Source organism: Glaciimonas sp. GG7 (assembly GCF_052976905.1).
The window spans coordinates 41,471-64,879 of sequence record NZ_JBRIIQ010000017.1 but is presented as its reverse complement, the minus strand read 5'-3'; the positions used below and the strand labels follow the sequence as shown (position 1 = coordinate 64,879).

17 protein-coding genes and 2 pseudogenes are annotated in these 23,409 nt (G+C 53.1%); 7 read left to right on the top strand and 12 right to left on the bottom strand.

Annotated elements, in window-relative coordinates:
- From ACVBEF_RS06580 to ACVBEF_RS06560, 5 genes and pseudogenes are all read left to right on the top strand, one after another.
- A partial coding sequence (locus ACVBEF_RS06580; protein WP_447123137.1) for a DUF1932 domain-containing protein occupies positions 1–694 on the top strand: 694 nt, incomplete at its 5' end.
- A gap of 147 nt (positions 695–841) precedes the next feature.
- Complete coding sequence (locus ACVBEF_RS06575) at positions 842–1,378, top strand: hypothetical protein (RefSeq protein WP_447123136.1); 537 nt, start codon at positions 842–844, stop codon at positions 1,376–1,378.
- Between the two features lie 317 nt (positions 1,379–1,695).
- On the top strand, positions 1,696–2,817 hold the full coding sequence (locus ACVBEF_RS06570) for a porin (RefSeq protein WP_447123135.1): 1,122 nt from the start codon (positions 1,696–1,698) through the stop codon (positions 2,815–2,817).
- A gap of 304 nt (positions 2,818–3,121) precedes the next feature.
- Positions 3,122–3,787 (top strand): annotated as a pseudogene (locus ACVBEF_RS06565) (IS5 family transposase); the annotation flags it as partial.
- Between the two features lie 221 nt (positions 3,788–4,008).
- Positions 4,009–4,248: pseudogene (locus ACVBEF_RS06560) on the top strand (Tn3 family transposase); the annotation flags it as partial.
- 457 nt (positions 4,249–4,705) lie between these two features.
- On the opposite strand, the gene ACVBEF_RS06555 reads toward ACVBEF_RS06560, so the two are convergent.
- The 3 genes from ACVBEF_RS06555 to ACVBEF_RS06545 all read right to left on the bottom strand — a co-directional run bounded on the left by ACVBEF_RS06555 (position 4,706) and on the right by ACVBEF_RS06545 (position 9,210).
- Positions 4,706–6,355, bottom strand: a complete 1,650-nt coding sequence (locus ACVBEF_RS06555; RefSeq protein ID WP_447123134.1) for an Nramp family divalent metal transporter — start codon at positions 6,353–6,355, stop codon at positions 4,706–4,708.
- A gap of 77 nt (positions 6,356–6,432) precedes the next feature.
- Positions 6,433–7,827, bottom strand: coding sequence for a carbohydrate porin (locus ACVBEF_RS06550; RefSeq protein WP_447123133.1), 1,395 nt, complete (start codon positions 7,825–7,827; stop codon positions 6,433–6,435).
- A gap of 687 nt (positions 7,828–8,514) precedes the next feature.
- Positions 8,515–9,210: a VIT1/CCC1 transporter family protein gene (locus tag ACVBEF_RS06545; protein ID WP_447123132.1), complete on the bottom strand. Its 696-nt coding sequence runs from the start codon at positions 9,208–9,210 to the stop codon at positions 8,515–8,517.
- Between the two features lie 867 nt (positions 9,211–10,077).
- On the opposite strand from ACVBEF_RS06545, the gene ACVBEF_RS06540 reads away from it, so the two are divergent.
- Entirely contained in the window at positions 10,078–10,314 is a 237-nt protein-coding gene (locus tag ACVBEF_RS06540; protein WP_447123131.1) for a hypothetical protein, read from the top strand.
- Between the two features lie 212 nt (positions 10,315–10,526).
- Here ACVBEF_RS06540 and ACVBEF_RS06535 read toward each other — a convergent pair whose 3' ends face one another.
- On the bottom strand, positions 10,527–11,876 hold the full coding sequence (locus ACVBEF_RS06535) for an IS4 family transposase (RefSeq protein WP_447123130.1): 1,350 nt from the start codon (positions 11,874–11,876) through the stop codon (positions 10,527–10,529).
- A 412-nt stretch (positions 11,877–12,288) separates the two neighbouring features.
- On the opposite strand from ACVBEF_RS06535, the gene ACVBEF_RS06530 reads away from it, so the two are divergent.
- Positions 12,289–13,065, top strand: a complete 777-nt coding sequence (locus ACVBEF_RS06530; RefSeq protein WP_447123129.1) for a hypothetical protein — start codon at positions 12,289–12,291, stop codon at positions 13,063–13,065.
- Positions 13,066–13,213: 148 nt separating this feature from the next.
- Here ACVBEF_RS06530 and ACVBEF_RS06525 read toward each other — a convergent pair whose 3' ends face one another.
- The 8 genes from ACVBEF_RS06525 to ACVBEF_RS06490 form a co-directional block, all read right to left on the bottom strand.
- Positions 13,214–13,531, bottom strand: a complete 318-nt coding sequence (locus tag ACVBEF_RS06525; protein ID WP_447123128.1) for a tyrosine-type recombinase/integrase — start codon at positions 13,529–13,531, stop codon at positions 13,214–13,216.
- A gap of 290 nt (positions 13,532–13,821) precedes the next feature.
- On the bottom strand, positions 13,822–14,040 hold the full coding sequence (locus ACVBEF_RS06520; protein WP_447123127.1) for a hypothetical protein: 219 nt from the start codon (positions 14,038–14,040) through the stop codon (positions 13,822–13,824).
- A 1,046-nt stretch (positions 14,041–15,086) separates the two neighbouring features.
- A complete protein-coding gene (locus ACVBEF_RS06515; RefSeq protein WP_447123126.1) occupies positions 15,087–16,778 on the bottom strand; it encodes a hypothetical protein in 1,692 nt (563 codons plus the stop codon).
- A gap of 54 nt (positions 16,779–16,832) precedes the next feature.
- Complete coding sequence (locus tag ACVBEF_RS06510) at positions 16,833–17,684, bottom strand: hypothetical protein (RefSeq protein ID WP_447123125.1); 852 nt, start codon at positions 17,682–17,684, stop codon at positions 16,833–16,835.
- A gap of 9 nt (positions 17,685–17,693) precedes the next feature.
- Positions 17,694–19,136, bottom strand: a complete 1,443-nt coding sequence (locus tag ACVBEF_RS06505) for an ATP-binding protein (RefSeq protein WP_447123124.1) — start codon at positions 19,134–19,136, stop codon at positions 17,694–17,696.
- A 4-nt stretch (positions 19,137–19,140) separates the two neighbouring features.
- Positions 19,141–21,636, bottom strand: coding sequence for an Hsp70 family protein (locus ACVBEF_RS06500; RefSeq protein WP_447123123.1), 2,496 nt, complete (start codon positions 21,634–21,636; stop codon positions 19,141–19,143).
- A complete protein-coding gene (locus tag ACVBEF_RS06495) occupies positions 21,633–22,004 on the bottom strand; it encodes a hypothetical protein (protein ID WP_447123122.1) in 372 nt (123 codons plus the stop codon). Before ACVBEF_RS06495 ends, ACVBEF_RS06500 begins: the two co-directional genes overlap by 4 nt.
- Positions 22,005–22,510: 506 nt before the next feature.
- Positions 22,511–23,398, bottom strand: coding sequence for a DNA-binding protein (locus ACVBEF_RS06490; protein ID WP_447123121.1), 888 nt, complete (start codon positions 23,396–23,398; stop codon positions 22,511–22,513).
- Between the last annotated feature and the right edge of the window lie 11 nt (positions 23,399–23,409).

The window sequence follows — 23,409 nt, the reverse complement described above, 5'->3', positions numbered from 1 at the left end:
AGCTTCTCTAAGCGCCCGGTTCATCGAGCACGAATCGATCCTGAACTCGGCTTCGCCCGGTACTAAACGTCAGGCGGCGCAGGCCATTGAAGAGGCAGGAGGCCATTATGTGGAAGCCGGGGTGATGAGCTCGGTACCGCCGCATGGCATTAAAGTGCCAATGCTTCTTGGTGGTGCAAGAGCCGGCGAGCTGGCACCTGCGCTGCGCGCCTGGGGCATGGATGCCACGATAGTTGCCGTCGACATCGGTGTAGCTTCCGCAATCAAAATGTGCCGCAGCATCATGATCAAAGGTCTGGAGGCGCTGGTCATCGAAAGCTACAGCACCGCGCTGTACTACGGGGTGGCCGACAAGGTGCTGCCGACGCTAGCTGAAACCTTCCCGCAAATTGACTGGTCGGCCCAAGGTACTTATTTCTTTAATCGTGTTGTACAGCATGGCAAGCGGCGGGCTGAAGAAATGCGTGAATCTGCCGCCACAGTGCGCGAGGCCGGATTTGCGCCACTGATGGCCGTCGGCATCGCAGAAAAACTTGACTGGGTCGCTACGCTGGCAAGTGACGGCTTGTTCGACAAAGTCCCAAAGAATGCGTCATGGCAGGAGTATGCGGAACGACTACTTTTTGCACGTAAAGAAGAGATGACAGGAGAATTGACAGCACCGCAACCGGTACTTAATGCGACCGCTGACTAGTTACGATTATCAATGACAGCGGCATTGTTTCACAAATGTCCGCTGGCGAAAATTCGAAAGTGTACGCGGTATGCGTGCAATTGAAGGATGTGGTGAAACGTGATGTTTGTAAGGCAGTATTTTTTAATAAAAAAGAGGAGATTAGACATGGCTAGCAACATACATATAAGCGGCGTTGAAGGCAACGGTGTTTCGACATCATACGCTTCAGAAATGCCGAGTTGGAAAGCAATCATACGCGCCGGAGTGATCGCTGGTTTGACCGGCGGAGTAGTTATCTGGATCTACGAAGCCCTTGTTTGGGTAGGAGCGCAGCATTTATTGCCACTGGCTGGAATTCCTAGAAACGCAACGGGCTTGGTGTTCGGAAAAGAGGTGCAAGAGTCGATCGGCCTATGGGCTTACATCATCGGTATCGCCATCCACTTTATTTTCTCAAGTGCCTGGGGTGTCTTATTTGCCGTCATTTGGCCGTATTTTCGCCGACGCGGTTATGAAGCAACGCTAGTAGCGCTTTTTTACGCCATGTTTGCTTGGATCATCATGCATGTGGCGATCATGATCGCCTCCGACAACCACCCTAATTACTATGATCCTGTCGTGATCATCGGGGGATTCATGTCGCACTTCTTCTTTACGGTGCCCTTGGCATTGACTGTCAAGCGCCGATTGGCTATTCAATAAATACGCTAGCACTACCTTCGTAAATACTTTACGAGCGGCGCTGTAACGATCATTACCCATTTCGCGATAAGTAGAGGCTGCTTGTCGCGCGGAAAGCGATTGCACCGCCGTCTTTTTGGAGATTTATGGACGCATCCTTAAGTGAGTAAAGCGCGAAGTGCGTGACGACCGCTTGTCGCGCATGAAGGATAAATGATGGCGTTGTCTACACGCCAAAAAGAATATCGAATCAACCTGTCGCACCCACTCTGAAGAAGAATACAAGCATCTTTTGAATGAAATGCGTCAAAAAAATATATAAGAAAAGAGGAGAACTTATGAAAAAGAATATCAACATTACATTAATGGCCGCATCGCTCGGAATGGTCGCTAGTTCAGCAGCTTTCGCACAGTCTTCGGTAACACTTTACGGTGTACTCGATATGTTCAGTGGCTATCAATCGTCAACGGTCGGAGGTAAGCACACTTCACTGACGGTACTCGGTAACAACGGTGAAATGACAAGTCGCTGGGGCATCCGTGGTAACGAGGATCTCGGCGGCGGTTACAAGACCACGTTCGATCTCGAAAATGGATTTGATCCAGGTACAGGCCAACAACAAAATTCCTTCCGCTTGTTTGATCGCCAAGCTTGGGTCGGCATTTCAGGGAATTTCGGTGAAGTGCGCGCCGGGCGCCAGAACACACCAATGTTCGCTTATAGCGGCAATATGGATGCATTCGGGGCAGCAACCTATGGGTCTGCTTACAACAACTTTTCCAATTGGCTGGCGCGCGTCGATAACGACATTAGCTATACTTCACCGAAAATTTATAATTCACAAATCGAATTGCACTACTCGCTGGGCGAAAAGGCCGGCAATATTGCAGGCAATGCGGTCTATCAGGCGGCGGGACAGACCCAGCAGGGGCCTGTTTTCTTCGCATTGGCTTATCTGACCGCGGCAAATGCCACCAACACCAATCGCGTTCAGGAATTCATGGCCGGCGGGAATGTAGATTATGGCCACGGCAAAGTCTATCTTGGCTATTTCCGTGCGAATGAGGTGATATCGGCGACGACGGGCAACGCGCTCAGCAATCCTGCTGGAAAATACGATCCGACCGTCGGTCCGGTAGGTAATACGCCTGGTAACTATCACAACACTTATAGCGTTTCTGCAGACTATCGCGTCAACCCTGTAACGACGATTGGTGCTGGCTATGGCTTGATAAAGGATAGCTCTTCTTTTGGGAATAATGCCAGACAAGTCAGCCTGATTGTGAATTACGATCTGTCTAAACGCACGCGACTTTATTCCGTTGCGTCGCGTTTAAATAATTCCAATACCGCGCAGTTCAAAATGGCCGGTGCCAGCATCACGACTGGATCTTTTCTGACGCCGGGCGCCGGGCAAAGTGAAACAGGTGTTCAGGTCGGAATCCGTCATTTGTTCTAATTATTGAAAAAACGGCATTCACGCAGGTGAGGCCTGGTGCCTCGCTTGTGTAGAGACGTGTTTCTACACATTGCCACCAACACGGCTGAATGCGGGTTCATTCGCAACTATCTCTGGTTTGATGTGAGGGCGCGCAGTTAATTCTGGTCGAAAAAGCCGCTGAATGCAGCTCGCTACAATTATGCGTGAATCTTATAATTTTCAGATAATAAAAATCTGCAATATATAAAAATCTATAGTTGGGAAGAAGCTATATAGCTATAACGCTTAACCGTAGTTTCTGTTCCGTTGCTCCCCATACCCCAAGTTCCGCCGCCTGCTCGAAAAGCACGAACTCACGGCCAAGATTTTTGCAACGATCAACGGGCATTTGGCCGACAAGGGTTTGATTATGCGCGAGGGCACTATCGTCGACGCGACATTGATCGCGGCGTCGCCGTCCACCAAGAACAAGGACAAGAAGCGCGATCCCGAAATGCATCAGTCTAAGAAGGGAAACGACTGGCATTTCGGGCTCAAGGCCCATATCGGCGTTGACGCGGCGTCGGGTTTGACGCACACCGTTGTGGTCACTGCTGGCAACGTCGGTGACGTCACGCAAGCGCACGCGCTGCTGCACGGCGACGAAGTAGCTGCACTCGGCGACGCAGGCTACCAGGGCGTGGAAAAGCGGCCAGAGAATCTGGGAAAAGCAGTCACGTGGCACGTCGCCATGAAACGCTCGAAGCGCAAGGCGCTGCCTGAAAACAAGCTCGGGCGCCGGATCGAAAAGCTCGAGCATCTGAAGGCGAGCGTGCGCGCCAAGGTGGAGCATCCATTCCATGTCGTGAAGAACCTCTTCCAGCACCGCAAAGTGCGCTATCGCGGCCTCGCCAAAAACACCGCACAACTGTTTACCCTGTTCGGCTTCGCCAATTTGGTACTGGCCGGCCGACGCTTCACGATAACTGAAACCCGAGTTGCGTCTTAAGCGCGCCCAAGCGCGCAACACAGTAATAATTTAGCGGCTAAAGCCCATCCAACGCCGCGCAAATGCCACGCCAACGCCGCATCTCGGCGATTGGTCAACATCGCTTGTTCGAAACGTGCCGTCGGTGTCAAAAATGTCGATTGATCAGCGCTTCCCTAGTGGTGGGTCGTTAGACAAAGAAATCGGGCGGCGGAAATTTCGATGGTTCCAGCTTACAACTCCAGCTCGGTGCACTCGGCTTGGTGCTCAACATGATCGTGCTGTGGAACACAAGCTACATGGAGGCCGCATTGAGCCATCTGCGCGCGGACGGCTTCTTGGTTAGGGATGAGGACGTGGCCAGGCTGTCGCCATTGCTGCATGAGCACATCAACATGTTGGGCCGGTATTCGTTCTCGGTACCGGACGCGGTGGCCAAGGGCGAGTTGCGGCCATTGCGCAATCCGGCGAGCGACGAATAGGCCACGAACCCACGGCCTTAACCCGGTTTTCCGTTCCACTGCACCTCAAACCCCAGAATGCGCAACATGTGCTTCTACTGGAAGTCTTCGGCTCATACAGTCAAATCGCAGCCGCTGTTAGCGGGCTTGTAAAAGCGCGCAAATCTGGGCGCCATTGCGCATGATTTCACCCTGGGGCACAGCCCCAGACCCCGCACTGCGTGGCTCCCACTGGGAGAAACCCATTCCCAGCGGGCCTAATGCACAAGAAGTGAGAAAGTCAAGCCAGCCGCGTCCCAGTAGCACCTGACCGTTTAACAAAAACCGCGCGTAAAGCCCAGATTTAGGCGCTTCTCGAAGCCCATTCACAGCCGCGAATGCTGATGCTTCGACGCGGCCCTCGTCTTCCCTCGCGCAGCTCGCGTTCAAGCACTATCCGGTAGTTGTCAACAACGATGTATTTTTGGCGTCGTTAGAATCAGCCAAATGCCATTCGAACCACTTTGTACGCCACCATGCAAATGGCAATAATCAGATAGCCGCGTAGCACCCCCATCCACACCAGCGTGCCCAGGGTCAAATTCATCGGTTTGAGCTGATTCAGTGAAGGCATGCGCCACAGCGTTCTGTCTTGCACTGATAACCGTGTAGCCACGGCCTGCAGTGGTTGCAGACGTTTTGATTGAATAATCTTTACCGCAATCGTTACGACAAGGGCGATCAAGCTGCCACCGACCAGAATGCCGACGATCGCTTCACTGGAGATGTCAGGAAAGATCACCGCCGCTGTGAGTATGATCGACAACATCACGAGGATGGCGACAATGGCCGCAGTAAAAATATTCAGCTTGCGCCCATTCACCCACGGCCCCAGTACTTCTTTGTCGTTACACAGCAATAGCAAGAAGACCGAGGCACTTGGCAGTAGCACGCCGGCCAGTGTCTGTACCGCATTTGTCAACAAACCAAGCGGCGTGCCGGGTATCAGTACGAGTGCTGCAGCGATCACGATGAGCGTGAAATAGACTGCGTAAAAGCCGATCGCTTCCGTTGGCTTGCGATGCAGCGAGTGGTTCGTCGAGAGCACATCACCGACGGCGTACGCCGTTGACAGCGATACGGCCGACGCACCGATGATGCAGGCGTCGATAAGGGCAATCGCAAACAATTGGGCGGGCAGTTTGCCGAAGTATTTGGCAATGCCGGTCGCCACCGCACCGGCATCCGCGAAATTACCGAATTCCGGTTTGCCGGCGAAGGTGTGGGCGGCGAATGCCATCATTGCGACCGCACCAATAATCACCAATACAATCCCTAACACCAGATCCCAGCGCTCATACTGGATAAAGCGAGTAGTGATGCGTTTGTCGATGACGTAGCTCTGTTGAAAAAATAGTTGCCATGGAGCGACTGTGGTACCAACAATCCCAATCACGAGCAGCATGATGTCACTGAGCTTGGCGCCTTGTGGATACGACGGCACCAGAAAATCATGCGCTACCTGACTCAGTGGTGGATGCACCATGACAAATACCGGTATTAGCAGCAAGCTGGCGAAGACCAACACCATTGAAAACCGTTCGAACCGCCGGAAATTTCCGGTGCTTACAGCCATCATGATAAGTAACGCCGCTGCAATGACCCCAGGAATTTTTGGTACGCCCAGAAAGGTCAGACCGAGCGAAATGCCGATGAATTCAGTGACGATCGTCAGCGCGTTGACAAGGAAGAGGTCGACGACGCTGAACGCTCCCCAGAACCTGCCGAAGCGTTCGAGAATCAGGCGCGCGTGGCCAACACCGCTGACTACGCCGAGCCGCAGCACCATTTCCTGATTGACGTAAAGCACTGGGATTAACAACATCAAGGTCCACAAGAGTGTGGTGCCGTAATTTTGTCCGGCTTGTGTGTAAGTGCCGAACGCACCGGCATCGTTATCGCCAACCATAACGATCAGGCCCGGCCCGATGATTGCCATTAGCGTCTTAAAGCGTGCCATCCAGCTGCTGCGTTTGCCGGTATCGGCTAACGCAATGGTGCCAAACGCGCCACGAATATCACCAACGTGAGCGCTGTCGAGGGCCGCGCCTTGGGCCTGGGGGTCTATTTGACGAATTCGGTTTTCCATATCTTTCTCCTCGTGCGCATCGGACACAGCAAATGCGCGGTTTCCAGTGATCCGTTATCAGCTATCGATCACGAGTATCAATAGTCGATATGCAGGCGCATCGCATAGATGCTGACAGGGCCGCGCTGCGCGTTATAGCCTGGATTGGCGACGCGCTGAAAGTCCGCCGCAAGGCTGATGCGATTCGTTAGCACAGCGTTGTAATAGGTCTCCAATATCCTTTCGGACCGGTAGCTCGGCAGGATGCCATCGCCAATAAATGCCCCGAGGCCGCCAGCGGCCAAATATGAGCGATGCGCCGACGAAATATCATTTTTTGCAACCGCAAAGCCAGCCGTATCCTTTTCGCGCCTCCACAGCGCTCCTTGTACTGAAACACCACCCGACAGCGACCTGTCGACTTCAGAAAATTGGTACGTTTCGGTCTTGCCGTTATTGAAACTAGCACGTCCGAATACACCAATCTCTGCACTCACACGCTGTTCAAAATTGAGGCCGGCACCAGTCTTCGTTTGATTGCGCCGCACGTCGGCAACATCTGGCGAGTCCTTGCTATTAACTTGGGCGTAAAGACGCGCTTCGTCAAAGTTGCCCATCTTGGCATGGTTGCGAAATGCATATAGCCGTACCTTGCCCGGTTGGCCCATCAGGTTGTGGCTGTGCTCGATTTCGAATTGCTGCGACGCATGGCGCGTCAAACTACGTTCCAGAGCCAAGCCATTCGATTCGATCGGCTGCGTAAATTGGCCGACCCGAAACGCCCAGTCATTAACGTAATATTCGAGCGCAGCGCCCCACGTATAACCGCGGGCGTCGGCCGCAAAATCGGAGGCGATATGGGTAAAGAACGTCCAATTGAGGAACTGCGTGCGCGCATCGTGAGCGTACGCGTTGTTGTCAAAAATATCCGGCGTCGAAATGTTCCCGATCGTGACCACTACGCGATTTGTGTCGACGCTGCCGGCAAGCTGGTTAGGTCCCGATTCGAGCTTGATCGATTCACCGCCCAAGTTGAACGTTTGGCGAACGAACAAACGCGCGCGATAGAAGGTCGGCTTAGTTTCGCCCGTCTTCTGATTTTCATTATTGTTAAATCCGCCCAGACCATGTAGCCCAGAAAACTGGTCGGACTGAATCATTTCGGGATTGAAATACAGCTCAGTATTGGCAAAGGGCCGAACACCTAAGAACGCGGTAACGGTCCAGGTATAGGCCTTCTCATGGATCGGCAGCAGACTATTCGCGCCGCTGTAGGGTGCTCTGAAAGTACCGTGTTCTGCCACGATCCAGGTGGTTTGGAATTTGGCGTTGAATTTTTCTGGCGTCTCTATCAGGTTCGCTTCATCCACCGCCGAACGGAACGTAGTTGCGCCAGTCGCTTCAAGGTCTGCAGCAAGCGAATTTAACGGAAACATCAGCACAGACAGCACGACGCCGACAATACTCAGTAGCGCAGATTGTTTCGTGTCCAAACTGTTAGATACCATGCGTGTCAGTGAAGCTAGGATCTTTTGCAATGAGCCAATCAACAGCGTTGGTCGAAATGCGAATTCGTCATACTCGCGCGGGGAGGTCCGTACCAACGTTCCATAGAGACTTTGTTTTTGTGTTGTGTAGTGCATTGGTGTTACTTCCATGTTTAGTGCGCACGCAGCCGGATGCCTCGGAAAAAATCCGGCATATATGTGCGGCGAGAATCCAAAGCACGCGTGCAAAAGCACGCGCGCGAAGGGAAATCGCAATTAATCTTTTTGGAAGGGCGCTACAGAATTAATCCCGGCGGCATGCCAGAATTGGTTCGCGTGCGCACTGCCTCGTCATTGAGTGTCGAGACAGTGGACGCCAAAGGTCAGGTTGGTCCGAAAACGTGTCTCAACAGTTCGATACGGTGTAGCCGAAAGGTCGCCTACAACTGCCTGAGTTCATTTGGACCTCCATTCAATAATAACGGGCGTATGATCCCGGAAATTTGTCAAGAAGTAAAGCACGAAAGTCAGATAAATTAGATGATGTGATGCTGATCCACTTTTCTTTGAGCTGATGACCTCGCGATCACCTTGAAAAACCGCTTGCTGCAGCTGCCTGACGCACCGCCGGGTCCGACAGGACCAACTTGGTCCAGGTCGTAGTCGCAACTGTGTTGTGGTGGCATAACGCCATCACGTAATGGCGCCGAAGGCAGCCCCTACCGCTACCGAAAACGACATTGCCAGCGTACTCCAGAAGGTGATGCGCACTATTCCCGGAAGGACTTCCGCGCCGCCCGTGCGGGCCGCAATGCCGCCCAGAATCGCCAAAGCTCCAAGGGTGGCGAACACCATCGAGAACATCAAATCCTGAACGGGTACCAATGCGGTCACGGCAAGCGGGAGTGCGGCACCAACGGAAAAGCTTACCGCAGATGCCCACGCGGCTTGGAATGGTCGCGCCGTCGATAGCTCCGAAATGCCCAACTCGTCCCGCGCGTGAGCGCCAATCGCGTCGTGCGCCATGAGCTGTTGCGCTACCTGTGCCGCAAGAGAACGGTCCAGACCTCTGTGCACGTATATCATAGTCAGTTCCCGATGTTCACCCTCATGATCGTTTTCAATTTCCGCCTTCTCCTCGGCAATTGCAGCCTTCTCGGTATCGGCTTGGGACGATACTGAAACATATTCTCCAGTGGCCATCGACATCGCGCCAGCGACGAGTCCGGCGACTGCGGTCAGCACAATATTTCCATGCACCGCATGCGCTGCAGCCACGCCGAGTACGAGACTGGAAGTTGATATGATCCCATCATTTGCCCCGAGTACTGCCGCGCGAAGCCACCCGATATTTTGAATACGATGTTGCTCGTAGTGCGCTTTCCCCATGCCGATCTCCAAATGAATGGTATTTCGAAAAATAACGAGGAGGAATTATAGGTGCGTTCATTTGAAATGCCCATCTGAGATAGGATGAATCAGTGTCGTTATCATTCTCATTTCGGCGCAGCATTTCAAGCCATTCCATATCGATTCCCGCCACCGTTGAAGCAGCGTGCCAGGCGCAGGCCCAACTATAGAGGGTGAAGAAGAGCACGCTGAGCACCCGCGTCGCGCAAATCAAGGGCTGCATTTCCCCGACCGTGACAATGTCGTGCAGGCGTTGACTGCGTGGTGGCTTGACCAGTCCGGGTGCAGGCCCGGGCTTGGACAGGACATGTTCGTAGTAGAAACGCAGTTAGTACAAGTCCAGCTTGACCGCGCTCCACGAATGGGATTCCAGCCGTCGCTGAAATACTCCGAGAGCTTCTGCGTCGACAGGGCGTCGATGTTCTGATCGAAGCGTTCGCCTGCCTGTCGAGTGGCGCGTGAGTAGGCGTCATGGTCTTCGGTTCAGCTTTGAGCTTCAGGTGCTGAAGGTGGCGTTCGTAATTGCGTTTGAAATTTGCCGCGCGGTATGTGTTTCCATAGCGATGTGACCTCGTTTCGTGTGATTCAAACCCTTGGGCGAGGGACGAAGTCAAACTCTGAAACAACTTACCGGCTCACAGTCCGGATCTATCACTCCTGCCGCGTAGCGACTTCGTCCAACAGGGTATTTCCTAGTCCTTAAGGGCAACCATTAATTGTGTCCCTACCGAGCACATGCGTTCTATTGAACGCATGATTTTTCGTTAACGGTTTATCTTTGTTCGGCTACGTTTTTTTTGACGTATCGATACCGGTAATTTTGATGATTTTCTCAAGGGGATTTAGATGACACAAGCACCAACGAAAGATCAAGGAACAATGCAACAACATCACCAAAAGGCTGCGGATCACCACCAACACGCCGCTACGCATCACAAGGAAGCTGCAAAGAGCCACGAAGCAGATGATCACAAGACCGCTGCACATCATGCCCAAGCGGCTCACGGTCATGCGGCCCAAGCATCGGAACATGCCACCGAAGCCAGCAAAAAATACGCTGACACACATGCTGCAAAAAAATAATTTGCTTATGTAAATACACAGAAGTCATCCTTTTGGGGGCGACTTCTGTCGGTTCTCATAATTTTTACCAGATTCTCCCAACTATATCTAGGAAATTGCGCGCGGTCTGCCACTACATGGTCGACCAGCCCAAAGGAATCTCACCTTTAGGCTCCCATGCAACGGTGCGTGAATTCTCGATTCATACCGCTTCTACCGTTCAGCCCACCTCGTTATACATAAGTCTTGGCATTGGCTCGGTCTCGTAATTTCCCCATCGTTTTGGCTGCCACGTAGACATCTTTCATTCTGAGCCATATAGTTTTGACGCCGGGTTCGCCGTCGCTTTTCCTGCCCAGAAATCCGCCCAGTCGGGCGACCAGGCGCAGTACGTCGTTAAGCTTGGGCTGGTCCGGCTCATCCTGATCATTCAACAGGTAAGCACTATGAATTTCGTCGGGATCGAAGAACAACGTGGCATCGAGGTCTGGACAGGTGCGCCCGCTGCGCATCAGATAGGCGATCCGCCAGGCGACGACCAGGAACAAGGCCAACGCGCGTTCGAGCTTCTCGATCGAGCCCAATTGCAGCGCCTCGACGCGGCAGGCATTTTTCAAGACGTCAAACAGCATCTCGATTTCCCACCTGGCGCGATACCAGTCGATCAGGGTGACGGCGTCGATGGCAGTGTCGATCGTTCGGTTCGTCAACAATCGCCATTCGATGGGTGTGACGCCAGACGGCGCGCCAATTTCGCGTGCAACGAGGCAGGTTGCTGTAACCGTTTTACCTTTACCGGCCGGCAGCTCGACGCGCCGCGCCCACAGTTGCTGGCGCACAGTACGTGCTTTCGTACCGTTGCGCGCGGGCATCAAAAAGCTGATCTCGCCAAGTGGCGCGCCCTCGGTGGTGTGCGCCCACAGCTTGTCGCCATCGGGCAGGCAGCGATTGTGTTTGGCGCGCACCAGCCAGTCGGCCGGCGTGCCCAATTCCTGAGCCCGGGCCATCAGCGGCATCAGGTCGGCCTCGCGGTCGGCGACGTACACCAAGCGCGTGCCAGGCAGATCGGGCGCCATCTCGGCGACGCGTTCGTAGCCTTCTATCCAGCGCAGGCTTTCCTTCGGACCGCCGCGCTGGCCGTCCGCGTCTTTCAAGGTGCGCGCCCACATCCAGGCATTCAGGATGCCCAGCGGTTCTCGCTCGGGCGTCACCGCGTAGGTCGGGTGCACGTACATGCCACGTTGGGCCTCGTAGCTCAGCGGGCCCAAGCCCTTTGTTTCCTGACCGTTGAAGTCCAGCTCCGTCGTGTCTTCCAGGCACAGGATCACCGGGTAGGCCGCCATACGCTGCTGCGTCTGCTGCCAATGCGGGGCCATCAAATCCTGCCAGTCGACGCTCTCGTTGTCGAAGAAGCGGTACGCCGCCACGGTCTCGCTCCAGCCCAGGCTGGCCTTCGGAATGCTCGCCATCGGATCGGCCACAAATCGTTCCATCAATATTCTCGCTCGCTTGTTCAGACGCGCATCGCCCAAGTCCAGCTGGTCAAACTCCGTTGCTGCCCAGTGCGTCGATGCCGTCGTCAATTGGTTCACCTAAAAGACGAGAGTAAACGCGAAAACGGCCAAGTTTACAAGGGCTGCTGCAAGTCATTGAATGTAAACACTTTTCCGGAGTTCGCATCCAGTGCTCTGGAGTTGTGTATAACGAGGTGCGTTCAGCCATCCCGGCGTGGGTGATATTCCAATGAGCAAAAAGACGTAGTCGCTGTGCTGTGAGCGCTTCGACCATGCCCTAGCTTGTGGGGTCACCGCTTGAGTCGCTCCCTTAGCATCGAGGCGACAGGTTCTTACGTCCTGTATGGCGATGGCTGTATTTAACGAGAGATCGGGGCAGCCGAGTCACACCTTTTAGTGAGTTGGACAAATTCCGCCGGTTTGGGCTTACAACCCCTATCCAGAGGATACGGAGAGTGTTAAACACCTGACGCAGACCCCTGTGATTAATATCCCGGCGCTGCGCGGCCGTTTCATGGCCTTAGCGGGCATGATCACCGACTTCGAATTTCTCTCCGATGCCATCCACTACGAGTACCTACACGGCGTATCCACCAAAAGACTCTCCAGGGCCGACCTCGAATATATTGCCAGGAATTTGCCAACGCATGCTGAATGGGGAGGGAGTCCAGCATTCAATGATGCAAAAACAAGCCTCATAACCCATTTTGGCATCTCTAAGGGAGAATTCAGTCGGGCATTGTGCGCAATCAAGACTCACGCGGAGTTCTGCTCTCATATAGGCCTGTGCACGCCAATTGAGGGCCTCACCATGGCCATGATCGACAATCTCAATTTGGTGTTCAATGGCCAGTTGAGTATGGCGAAAATGACACGAAATGAACTTGTCGCTATCGAGTCCATCTATGAGATTGCGAGGCCAATCTACTTGAGCGAAGAATTTGGAAATGTGCGCGCCGCTGTCGACTTGGATTTCGAGCCAGAATACTACTCGGAGAGCACCATTGCAAAATGGGCACGCGCCACGAAGCGGCTCGCCACTGGATTGCGCAAACTTGGTCAGTCCGCCTTGGCCTTCCACATGGAACAGCATCTTGATAGCGGGCCCATGCTCGCCCGCCTCGATGTGGAGAACGATGAATTTTGCAGAAAATATCCGGGGTTGGTGCTGCGCCATGTCGGCATCGTTGATGGTGGCGTGGCCGTCGGCGATTTGAAAACAGAGGGTGCTGCAGCATCGGAGCCGTTCAATCAATAGAGGTGCCACGCATGGCCGCGCGCACAAATGGACCTCGGCCCAAGGTCGGCGAAGGTCGGTGGCATGTTGCCTTTTCGCGTTTTTCGACACGCTGGTCCGGCAGACCAGCGTGTCAATTAGCGCGTAAATGGAATGAAGATGGTTCCCCTTATTTCGCCTGTAACGACGCGATCAGCTTGTCTGGCACCGTAAATCGCCCTCGTTTCAGTCGCAGCGGCGTCATACCTTCAATGATTTCGATTTTTTCCATCGGATCAGCCCGAAGATAGACTTCCGTCGTCTGCATCTGAGCGTGTCCAAGCCAGAGAGACACCTTGCGCAGGTCCTTGATTGCCTGGAAGAGTACCATGGCGCAGGTGTGGCGCAGGACGTGTGGTGATATTCGTTTATCACGTAACGACGGACAGAGATCTTCGGCTGCCTTTGCGTGCTGACTCAGGAGAAAGGCGAAGCCCGCTCTTGTCATCCGTAGACGAAAGCAAATTTGTCCAAATTGTGACGGTAAATTTGTCCAAATCCTGATTTTTTCTAAAGTGTCAGAAATTTACTCAATAAATTCAATGCGTTACCGATTTTAGAAAGTAAATTTGTCCAAAATTATTTTTTAAGCATTGAGGAAAGCAAATTCGTCCATCTGCTCAAGCCATTTTTTTAATAAATAGTCATCGAAATGAACGATTCAATGTTCGTAATAATTCAATCGCATGCGCGTGATGGCGACCCGCGCCTTCAAATTGATAGGGTCGAGACGATGAATTATTGCGGATCCAGCCATGCTGGATTGAAAATGCTGGATCCATAACCACCGCCGATGGTGAGTAGTATCAGGACGATTTTTTTGTTGATGTCGAGCTTTGGGGGCGATGTTATTTCTGCTGACAGGACTTGTGTCTCAGTTTTTATGATTGCGCTACTATGCTCGTGCAGCAGCCCGGGTGGCGGAGCCGAAGTCGACGCTTTCGCCATTATGCGCATTGTCTTTCTAGCTCAATGGCCGCACGCTGACTGCGCTTCGCTTTGACTTTTTTTGTCGGCGATAAATCATCAATAAATACATGATCGATCGTGACCTTTAGACGCTTGTTACCGCGCTTCTTCATGATCTCAGACCGCAAGGTGACATCATGACCAACCTAGTCCCATCAAAACATTGTAAACGGCGGCGCAGCTTTGAACTGTAGGCTTTGATCATTCGCCACACTGTCTTATTGACAACATCGCAAAGCGATATCGCGAAAAATTGTCCATGTTTTCAAGAGCATAGAATACTTTTTAGGCTTTTCAAGCTGCGTAAGGACAGATTTACTTTCTCATGCTGCCAAAGGACAAATTTGCCCACACAATTTAAAAAGTAAATTTGTCCAAATGTGTGAGTACTCTCCTATAAAAGCAGGGTGAAAAATTTGGACGAATTTACTGTTGTCTACGTTTCAACAGCTTAGAATAAGTTTTAAGAAATTCAAGCTGCGTGTAGATGAATTTTGCAGGAGATGCTGCGTGTAGACAAATTTACCGTTTTTATTGTGAGGGTAAATTCGTCTACAAAAAGTTACCGCTACCTATGAGAGGGGTCAGAAAACTGTAGATGAATTTACCGAGGTCTACGGGTTGACGATTAAGAAACGGATGCGTGCAACATTGGCAGCTATTCGAGCAACATTGATGCGACGACGACACGAACCGATGCCAGTAGTAGGTCGATGGTTAAAGCGCGTGATAAAAGGTTACTTTAACTATCATGCGGTACCGGGAAATCTACGTCGTTTAGATGGCTTTCGAAGCGAAGTTTGTCGCGCATGGCGACATGCTCTGTTACCAAGAAGTCAGCGACATAATCTACCGTGGGATCGGTTTAATCGTTTGACCAGAAAATACTTACCACCTTGTCGAGTAGCACATCCATTTCCGTCAGAGCGATTTTACGTCAACACCTTTGGTAGGAGCCGTATGCGGTAATGCTGCAAGTACGGATCTGTGCGGGGGGCGGCTGGTAACAGCCGTCCCTACCGCGACCCATTCTTCTACTTCGCGAACGCAAACAACCAGACAATGATCCCAATCGATATGGCGATATGCCACTTATCAAAAGTGCGAAGGGGTCCCTTTCCCAGAAAACGGTAGCTATTTACACCCGAGTAAATCACCCGATAACGGCATATTGGAAATATTGGAATAAACAGAGCGACAAAGTAGTACGTAGACATGTAAGAACCTGATTCTCTATCATCGTCCGTGTGTCCATATAGCTTGCAACCAAAACCATTTATCGTGCGCAGCGACGGCGCTGAGGAGATGGGTTTCAAGTCGCGGTACAAGCGCACATTTCGCTCAACGATTTCAAGGTTAGCTGCAATCCTTTCACGGATTTCGGAGCCGACGCCTAAACGCAGGGCATCCTCGAGAAGGCCAACGCATGTAGACCATTCTTCTGATTTATTACCGAACTCGACGGCGCAATGAACCACGGCGAGGGCAATCTCATCTTTGCCCTGCGAGACAATGTCAGCAGGGGCTCCGGCTTTCTCAAGGTTGGAAATAAGAGTTGGCGCTTCCGAAATTATCCTTTGCGCCTGCCGATCGGCAGTGGAAGCATTGCTATCCGCATTCTCGCCCGCCTCCTTGCAAAGATTCCGAAGCGGATTGAGCAATTTAAGATAACCCTGTTGACGGGCGATATCCGCCAGTGTCTGAACGTCATCAGACAAACGCTCCAGCAATTCCGGAAAGCCAGAGAACAGTTCTTGGAGAAGGTCGGTTAGGCGACGGGAGCAGTCGAGCAAATCATGTTCGTTGAACATGTCTATCGACAGACCTCTAAGGCCAAAGCCAGTATCCCGACTGAGATCATGTGCCAGTCCGCGCGCCTTCATGCTTAGCTGAATTGGGCGTGCAACCTTACACCAATTGCGAACAACGGCATCAAGTTTGTCGAGCAGTGGTTGAACGCTTGAAGCACCTTGAGGCGCGGCTTCCTTGGTCGCGTCGATCAGCTTGGAAATGTTCCCTGCTTCTTTTTCAAGAAAAGATCTTGCATCCAACGCATAACTGTCGACGAGGTCATCAATGATCATAGGGGCCTGCTTTTCACCCGAGTTTGTCGCAATCTCCGTCACAAGACTCATCACCTCAAGCATCTTCGCCGTAGGCATCCGATTGATTGCTGCGCGTACTACGTCCTTGAATATTCGCCTGCGCTCAGTCAACTCGTCCGCCACCGCCTTCAGGGACTGAATCTCGGGAAAACCAGCCACACCGCGTTCCTCGTTGATTGTTCGCAAAATCTCAGAGACATCTATGGCGTCTGTTGCAACCGAAAGCTTAAGAATCCAATTTCCCCACAAATCAGCGGACGCGGCAGGGCTTAGCAATTCAGCCCCGGCTGCCAGAAGGTTGGCTCGAACGAGCGGTTGCTCGGTAGAAGCAGCAAACAGCAAAGCTTTTAAATCCCCATCCAAAAGTAAGCAATAGTCGGCGACCCTGGTTGGTGAAAGACCCGGGAGCCACGCCATTTCAGAAGCCAACCTATTGCGCGGATTCGTCAGATCCTGTCGAGCCTTGACGCAGATATCCGGATCAAGGAAAAGGCTTTTTTCTTCCGCCAGCGCTACGATCGAGTGACGACTGTCACGAGATGTCGCACCCAGCAAGCCAAATGCACTGCGGCTAAATGTATTTAAAGAGGGCGCGTCAGGGCGCCTTTTCAGTTCATTCATGATTTCGTCGGATTCCAAATGTTTTGCCAGCAGGGTTGTTGAGTTCTGCTGTGTTTAGTTGTTATGAACAGAATCGGCCGGCATTCTCACATTATTTTCTTCTCGCGGTGACTGCACGCCTAGGTTTTGAGAACTTGGCAGTCGGATTCCAGGTACCACGTTCTCGATGGGCGGTGCCTGACTTGTATCTCGGGTTGGTGCCAGATCCTCAATGAGAGGAGGAGTTATTTGATTGCTCGGCCTCACAGGCGCATCAAAGCTTAGATGTTTGCGCGCCCACTGTCCCTTAGCCTCATACTCTGTGGCTGCGCGGCGCGACTCCACATCAGCATTAACTCCATCGAACGTGCTTTGTAGATACCGGAACTGGCTGCAGCGGCTGTTGTAATCAGAAACCATGCCGTTGACGGCATCCACCTCTTCCGACGAATTCTGGTTAGCTACCGTTTTGATCAATCCGATCCTGATTTTTTCCGTGAGGCAGTATCGAATCTGACTGGGATTCAGCATAAGGCCGGTTCCAACCGGCGGCGCTTGCATGTCTTGCTCCGCAATCGGCTCTTGGGATGAGTCCGCACGGGCCTCGATCAGAGCCGGAACTAAAGCTGCTTCAGGCGCTGCGGCGGCGGGCTGGGCAGGAACCTCATCTCGCTTACTGTTCGCGATGACGACAATCACCAAACCGACGCAGGCGATCCCGAAGAGCCATTTCGCGACAGTCCATTTCGACAATGGCTTGGACACCGACACTCCCGCGTGCACATCGATTTCGAAAGCGTGCCCTCGCGAATTCTGCTCGGGCGGCTTTGGAGAGGGGGCATTGGCGATGGCGTCATCGACATCTGAAAGCATGGAGTCAAGGCCAGAAAACCCTGTCGCATCTCCATCGTTTGGTTTCTTATTCATCCTCAAACCTTAAACAAAACCAATCTTGCGACCATGCTCCTCGTCGCCATTACGAGTCGGCGCAGATTCCATGGCCATGTCCAAGCTATCTTGATCAAGCCTATCTTTGCCCGATCTGGCAGCAAGGCGCGCGGCTTCTCGGACAACAAATGAAACATCAGAGAGAGGCCTGCCTTCGAGCTTGGATGCCGAGGCGTCAAGTTTCAGGCCCACTTCGGAGGGCAAGTCCCTGACAAGCTTTTCAAGAAGTGCGAATACTTCGTCGCGAGACGGAATATCGACCTTCACAAGATGATCAAAACGACCTCGGCGCAGGATCGCCGGGTCAATCATCTCGATCCGGTTCGTCATGGCGATAACGAGGACTTGGTTCATGACCGCCTCCGGTATGAGTCGCAAGAATTCCGCCACCTCTTCCACTCGATGGTGGCTGGATCCGCCGCCAATCTCGCGATCGGCGAGGAATGCCTCCATCTCATCGATAATTAACAACGACGGTGCATTTTTTAGCGCCTGATCAAAGACCTCGGCTACCTTCTTGCTTGTTTCATGAATGAAAGGGCTGGCAATGCTTGAGGCTCCGATCTGGAAGCTTGGCCAGCCGAGATACTCAACTAGGCGCTCTATTGCGAACGTCTTCCCGCACCCGGGCGGCCCGTGCAAGATGATGGCTGATGGGAAATCAATGCCGAGCGCCTTATAACGCTCTTGATTCGCAATGATGTCGATGACGTGCTCATTGAAAAATTCCTCCAACTCAGGCCTGCCTGCAAGCTCGAACTTTGTCGACATCACATTCTGCTGAACATTGGCAGCGTCGTCCGACTCCAGATACTGTGGTTTCGACGTGGCCGTCTTTGCGTTAAGACCCTGGAACCCACCTGCAGTTTTTGAAACAGAAAATCCCGCTCGATCAATGACATCCCTGAGATGGGGTTCACCAAGCCACCCGACAAGCGAGCGCACGCGGAGAAATGCAGCGATAGACACTGGAACGCCGTCTGAAATCCATGAGCCGAAGACGATATCATCGGCCACTTTAGGCGCGAGGCTGTAGGTGGGCAATAACCGTGAAAATCTCTCTGCATAAATGGCGTCGTGAAGAGAACTTTCCGGGTCTATCCGGCGCGTGAACGCGAACGCATCCGCACAGGATATGGCTTCCGCTTTGGAGTTTGGGGATGACTTCCTTCCGATCGGCGCAAGCGTGTGTTCCTTTGAGCACACTAGCGCGGAATAGTGTTCGCCGCCGAATCTGAATGGCGTCATCGCCCCCTCATCGAGGAGACCAGACTCAGTCCATTTTCGAGCCAAAGTTTCTTGGGCAACGAGGACCATACCTTCGCTCAGCGTCACGTATATCTGCCAGTCGATCCCGTCATGTACCACCCGCCGAAGGCGGGCACCGCCGGGAACTTCGAACCTCACTGGAAGCCACGGATCAAGCGGCATGGTCTCAGCCCCGGACAATGTTTGCGGAGGACATCAGACCGTCGTCTGACGATGACCGGATCCTTATAGAATCTAGTTCGTAGACGACCCCGCGCAGCTTCTCCATATCGTCAGCCTGGATTGCCTCAGTCCCGACCAAGACTAGCTCGGCATGCTCACCCTTGTTCGGAAACAGATAGTCGTCTTCAGACAGCCATTTAAACCGATTCACCACAAACCAATCCTGTCGACAGAGAATTTGAAAGTTCTTACCTTTCAACTGGTCCAGCTGGCTCTCAAAGTCGGGACTATTGCTGTCGATGGAGCGCCGAGCCGTTCTGGCCAGATTATCGAAAGAACTCTGCTCAGCCGGCCGGGAGTATTCTCTGACGTTCTCATCGAAGAATTTTATGCATGAGTCGAGATCCATCTGCCGGATTTCCTTCTGGTGCTCCTTTCGGACCTGTGCCAGCAATCGACGGGCTTCAAGCACATTGTCCATGGCCTGCTTCGTCGTTTCGGGATCGCTCTCGGCCTTCTCAAGCGACGACGCTTGATCAAGCTTATGCATAGCCTGGCCAAGCTTAGGATTTTCGACTTTCTCTGAAACGCTCTCCAGTCTGGAGCGTACCGACACAGCTTCTTCGCGGACAAGCTTCGCAGCGCTGGAATAGTCGATCTGCCCTGCCTGACGCGAATAATAGTTCCGCCCACTATGAAAGGTACCGCCTATGCTGGGAACTGTCACTTCAAGCACGATATTCCCCGAGTCAAGGACCTCGTATTCACAGACAAGCTCCGACCCAGCCGAGATCACCCCATCGTCGAAGTCTTGCCCTGTGATTGAGAACGTGCCTATGTATCGGTTGTCCATGACGGGATCCGTAACTTCTCCTTCCCAAATGTGGAAGTGAAGAGCCGAAGGACTGCTGGCTCTCAGCGATTCACCCGCCTTGAACGTGATGCGGCTCTTCTTCGGCAGAGGCTCACCTTCTTTAACTAAATAGGAGAGAACTACTTTGCCGCCGAGCTTGTCGAGAACCTCGATGCCAATAGAGGAAGAGGAGGGAATCGAGTCGATCGTGGCAGCCGTCCGGGTGATAACGATTCTGTTGGCCTCCAACGAAACTGGACCGCCAGACGCATCGAATACGAAGATCTTGAACGTGTTATCCCCTTGCTTAGAAAGGGCCGCCTCGACCGTCGCGCCGTCTCTGAGTGTCACGCGTCCCGAAGACCAGCCAGTATCCAGGCTGTCGATCTGGAACTCAGCACCAGCCATTGCCGAGCCGCCTAACTTGAGTGCTATTTTGGCTTTCGCGTCCGGGGTTCGCGCGATATAGTTAAATGCGATGTCAAGGCGGCCACCAACACTGATCGCGCCGCGCGTGCTCTTGCGACCGCGACTTTCGGAACCCCAGTCAATCGACTCCGCAAAGACGCCGGCCCCCTCCGCGACTGCAGTCATTGGGTCGACGTCGGTTGAACCCGCAATTCCCAGCTCGAATGCCACACGTTCGCGCAATGGCTTGTAATGGGTAGGTCCTCCAACGAAGACCACACGCTCGACATCATGGGAAGTCAGCCCAGCTTTTTCTAGGGTTTCCCTAGCCGCTTGTATGGATTCCTTGATCTTCGGACCAACAAGCTCGTCGAGTGTACCTCGAACGAATGGGATATCAAGGTATATCTCGGTTCCCGCGCGATCTTTCACGCTCAGCTCTGTTTCGGAAAGCTGAATCACGGTCTCATCCTTCGATGAGAGCTCGATTTTGGCCTTCTCGGAAGCCCATGTGGCCATCCGCGTGAGGGATTTATACTGTGGGTTGCCAGAAAAATCATCTGGCAGGTCGAAGTTGTCCAGTAACCAAGGCTTGACGATGTTATCGAACAGGAGGCGGTCGAAGTCACGTCCGCCGCACATGGCGATGCCCCCGTGTGCGATCAGGTTTACACGTCCGGCGATGCTTTCAGCGATGGCAATGTCAAGCGTCCCGCCGCCCAAGTCGTAGACCAGAAAGACTCCGTCGGATTTTCGCTGCCGCATCACGCTCATGACTGCGGCCACGGGCTCCTGCATCAGCGCGACCTTTCCCATGCCGGCCTTTGAGGCTGCGGCCATCGTAGCGTCCTTCTGCATCTGATTGAACGCCGCTGGCACGGTGATGACGGTGCCAGTCTCTGGATCATTGCGGATTTCTTCTGGCAAATAGGAAAACAAAACGCGTAGCATCTCCGCCGAGCACTCTTCAGGGGTCATGGTGAGATCAGCGCCGGACAGTTTGATGGGGGTGCTTGTGCCCATTAACCTCTTGAAGAGAGTCGCCGCGTTGTCCGGATTGCGGGCTGCATTATTGTAGGCGCGCGAGCCGACGTATTTGTTGCCGCGCTTGTCGATGAAAATAGCCGACGGCGTGACATCATGCTGCTCCGGACTTTTGTAAAGTTTGAGCGTTTCTCCATCGAAGGAGCAAATCGCGCTGTTAGTTGTCCCGAGGTCGATCCCGACGTACTGTTTCATTGTTCCACTTTCCTAAGCATGACGGTTCCAGATCTGACCAAGCCCGATGCTCCCATAACGATAGGTTCGACCATCTGGTCAACGACCAGGTGATCATCAGGGCCAAAATCGGCGACATTCAGCGCGGACGCTGCGACCCCTGAGTCGTAAGGATGACCCTCAAGATTCACGAGCCGCATCCCTGAAGTTTCCAGGCCTTCGTCAACGCGCTTGAGGAAATATCGGAGTTGGTTAGCATAGCGGGAGGCGTCCCCTGCATCTAGCTTAGTTAGTGCGCGATTGAAGAGCTTGGCGAAGCGCCAGCTTTCTATGGACATGTCAATGAGAGCGTTGCGGACATTCTCGATTGCTTGGTCTTCGGATTCCATTTCCCCTCCACACACCGTAAGACCTGATGGTAGGGACAGCATACACCCACACCCCATTGACGAAAGCTAAGCATTACTTGCTTATAAGATCACAAGAATTATAGTCTTTCTTTATTAGAAATGATCCAATGTTTTCACACTAAGAAAAGGCCTGGAGCGGCCTTATAGCGCTATCAGTGGGACGGTAAGGATTTCTGCGGAATTGAATAACAGCACATTTTTTCATAGGGGCGTAAGGTTGAAAGTAACAACCGCAATAAAAAATGAATGTTTATCTTGCGGGCGAAACACGACGGTTTTGCGAAAAAAAATACAAAACCACTTATTGCGAAAATCAAAACAAAGTCAATATCACAATTTTACTTTTCTGAAGTTGCCGATTACGCAGCAATCTTCACTGTACCTGAACTTGCTTTTAAACCATCATGATTTTACGGCACTGAGTAGCCTGATGTCAGTACCGTTACGGTAACAATGCCGTAACATCGACGGCTAATGGCAAGTCGCTAACGTCGCTTGATCAGTACCCGTGATTTTCCGGGGCTGAGACGGCGTGGTGCCGCAGGCGTCTCGCGTTCCTTCGCCACCAGGCCGGCTTCCAATTGGGTACAGCGCACCCGCGACGCCGTCAGCGCTTCTTCCACGGCACCGAGTCGTCCGCGCACGCCAGCAAGTTCGGCGTTCAGTGCCGAGGCATGTTGGCGGTAGGTCACCACCGTCGATTTGTTCTCGGCGTCGACCCGGTCGAATTCCTGTTTCCAGTGGCGCGATTCCACGCGTGCCTCGTCAATCTGCAACAGCGCATGCCGGCGCACCCCGTCGAGTTCGGTGATCCGCGCCGCGTATTCCGCTTCCTTGCGCGTAAAATCGGTGGTGAGAGCGGCGATGCGTTCATTGCGTGACTGAAGCTGACCAGCATGCCGTTCTTCAATCGCGGCTGCCGTGCTGCGTATTTCTGTTAACGATTCTTCCAGCCGTCGAATCGCTTCCCGGGCGATGTCCAACTCATGGCCAAGTACCTCCGCACGCCTGTGCGTAACCTGCGCCTGTTCCTCCGCGCTAGCGATCGCGGCGTGGGCACGGATAACCTGTTGCTGCACTTCAGCCCGTTCGTCCCCCAGGGTCGTCGCGGCCGCTTCATTCGCCTTCAGCCACAGCGCCCGTGCGAGGGCGGCCACTTCATCGGGCAATCCGGACACTACCAGCGTTTCCTGCTTCAGCGCGAGCAACTCCTGAAACCAGGCGTTGATGTCGCCCTGGACGTCGGTGTCGGACCCTTGCTTCTTGCCATGGGTCGCCAGGGTCCATTCGCGCACGCTGGTGATCGCCGGTTTCTTCCCGGCACGGGCAATCGCATCGCAGGCCGCATGCGTCAGAGAACGACGATCATTCATGATTTTTTCCT

Coding starts and splice junctions, on each gene's coding strand:
- ACVBEF_RS06505 (WP_447123124.1), bottom strand. CDS start 19,136: ATGCCGCTTGATCCGTGGCTTCCAGTGAGGTTCGAAGTTCCCGGCGGT.
- ACVBEF_RS06500 (WP_447123123.1), bottom strand. CDS start 21,636: ATGAAACAGTACGTCGGGATCGACCTCGGGACAACTAACAGCGCGATT.
- ACVBEF_RS06510 (WP_447123125.1), bottom strand. CDS start 17,684: ATGAATAAGAAACCAAACGATGGAGATGCGACAGGGTTTTCTGGCCTT.
- ACVBEF_RS06520 (WP_447123127.1), bottom strand. CDS start 14,040: ATGCGCATAATGGCGAAAGCGTCGACTTCGGCTCCGCCACCCGGGCTG.
- ACVBEF_RS06525 (WP_447123128.1), bottom strand. CDS start 13,531: ATGACAAGAGCGGGCTTCGCCTTTCTCCTGAGTCAGCACGCAAAGGCA.
- ACVBEF_RS06515 (WP_447123126.1), bottom strand. CDS start 16,778: ATGAATGAACTGAAAAGGCGCCCTGACGCGCCCTCTTTAAATACATTT.
- ACVBEF_RS06570 (WP_447123135.1), top strand. CDS start 1,696: ATGAAAAAGAATATCAACATTACATTAATGGCCGCATCGCTCGGAATG.
- ACVBEF_RS06555 (WP_447123134.1), bottom strand. CDS start 6,355: ATGGAAAACCGAATTCGTCAAATAGACCCCCAGGCCCAAGGCGCGGCC.
- ACVBEF_RS06495 (WP_447123122.1), bottom strand. CDS start 22,004: ATGGAATCCGAAGACCAAGCAATCGAGAATGTCCGCAACGCTCTCATT.
- ACVBEF_RS06490 (WP_447123121.1), bottom strand. CDS start 23,398: ATGAATGATCGTCGTTCTCTGACGCATGCGGCCTGCGATGCGATTGCC.
- ACVBEF_RS06575 (WP_447123136.1), top strand. CDS start 842: ATGGCTAGCAACATACATATAAGCGGCGTTGAAGGCAACGGTGTTTCG.
- ACVBEF_RS06545 (WP_447123132.1), bottom strand. CDS start 9,210: ATGGGGAAAGCGCACTACGAGCAACATCGTATTCAAAATATCGGGTGG.
- ACVBEF_RS06540 (WP_447123131.1), top strand. CDS start 10,078: ATGACACAAGCACCAACGAAAGATCAAGGAACAATGCAACAACATCAC.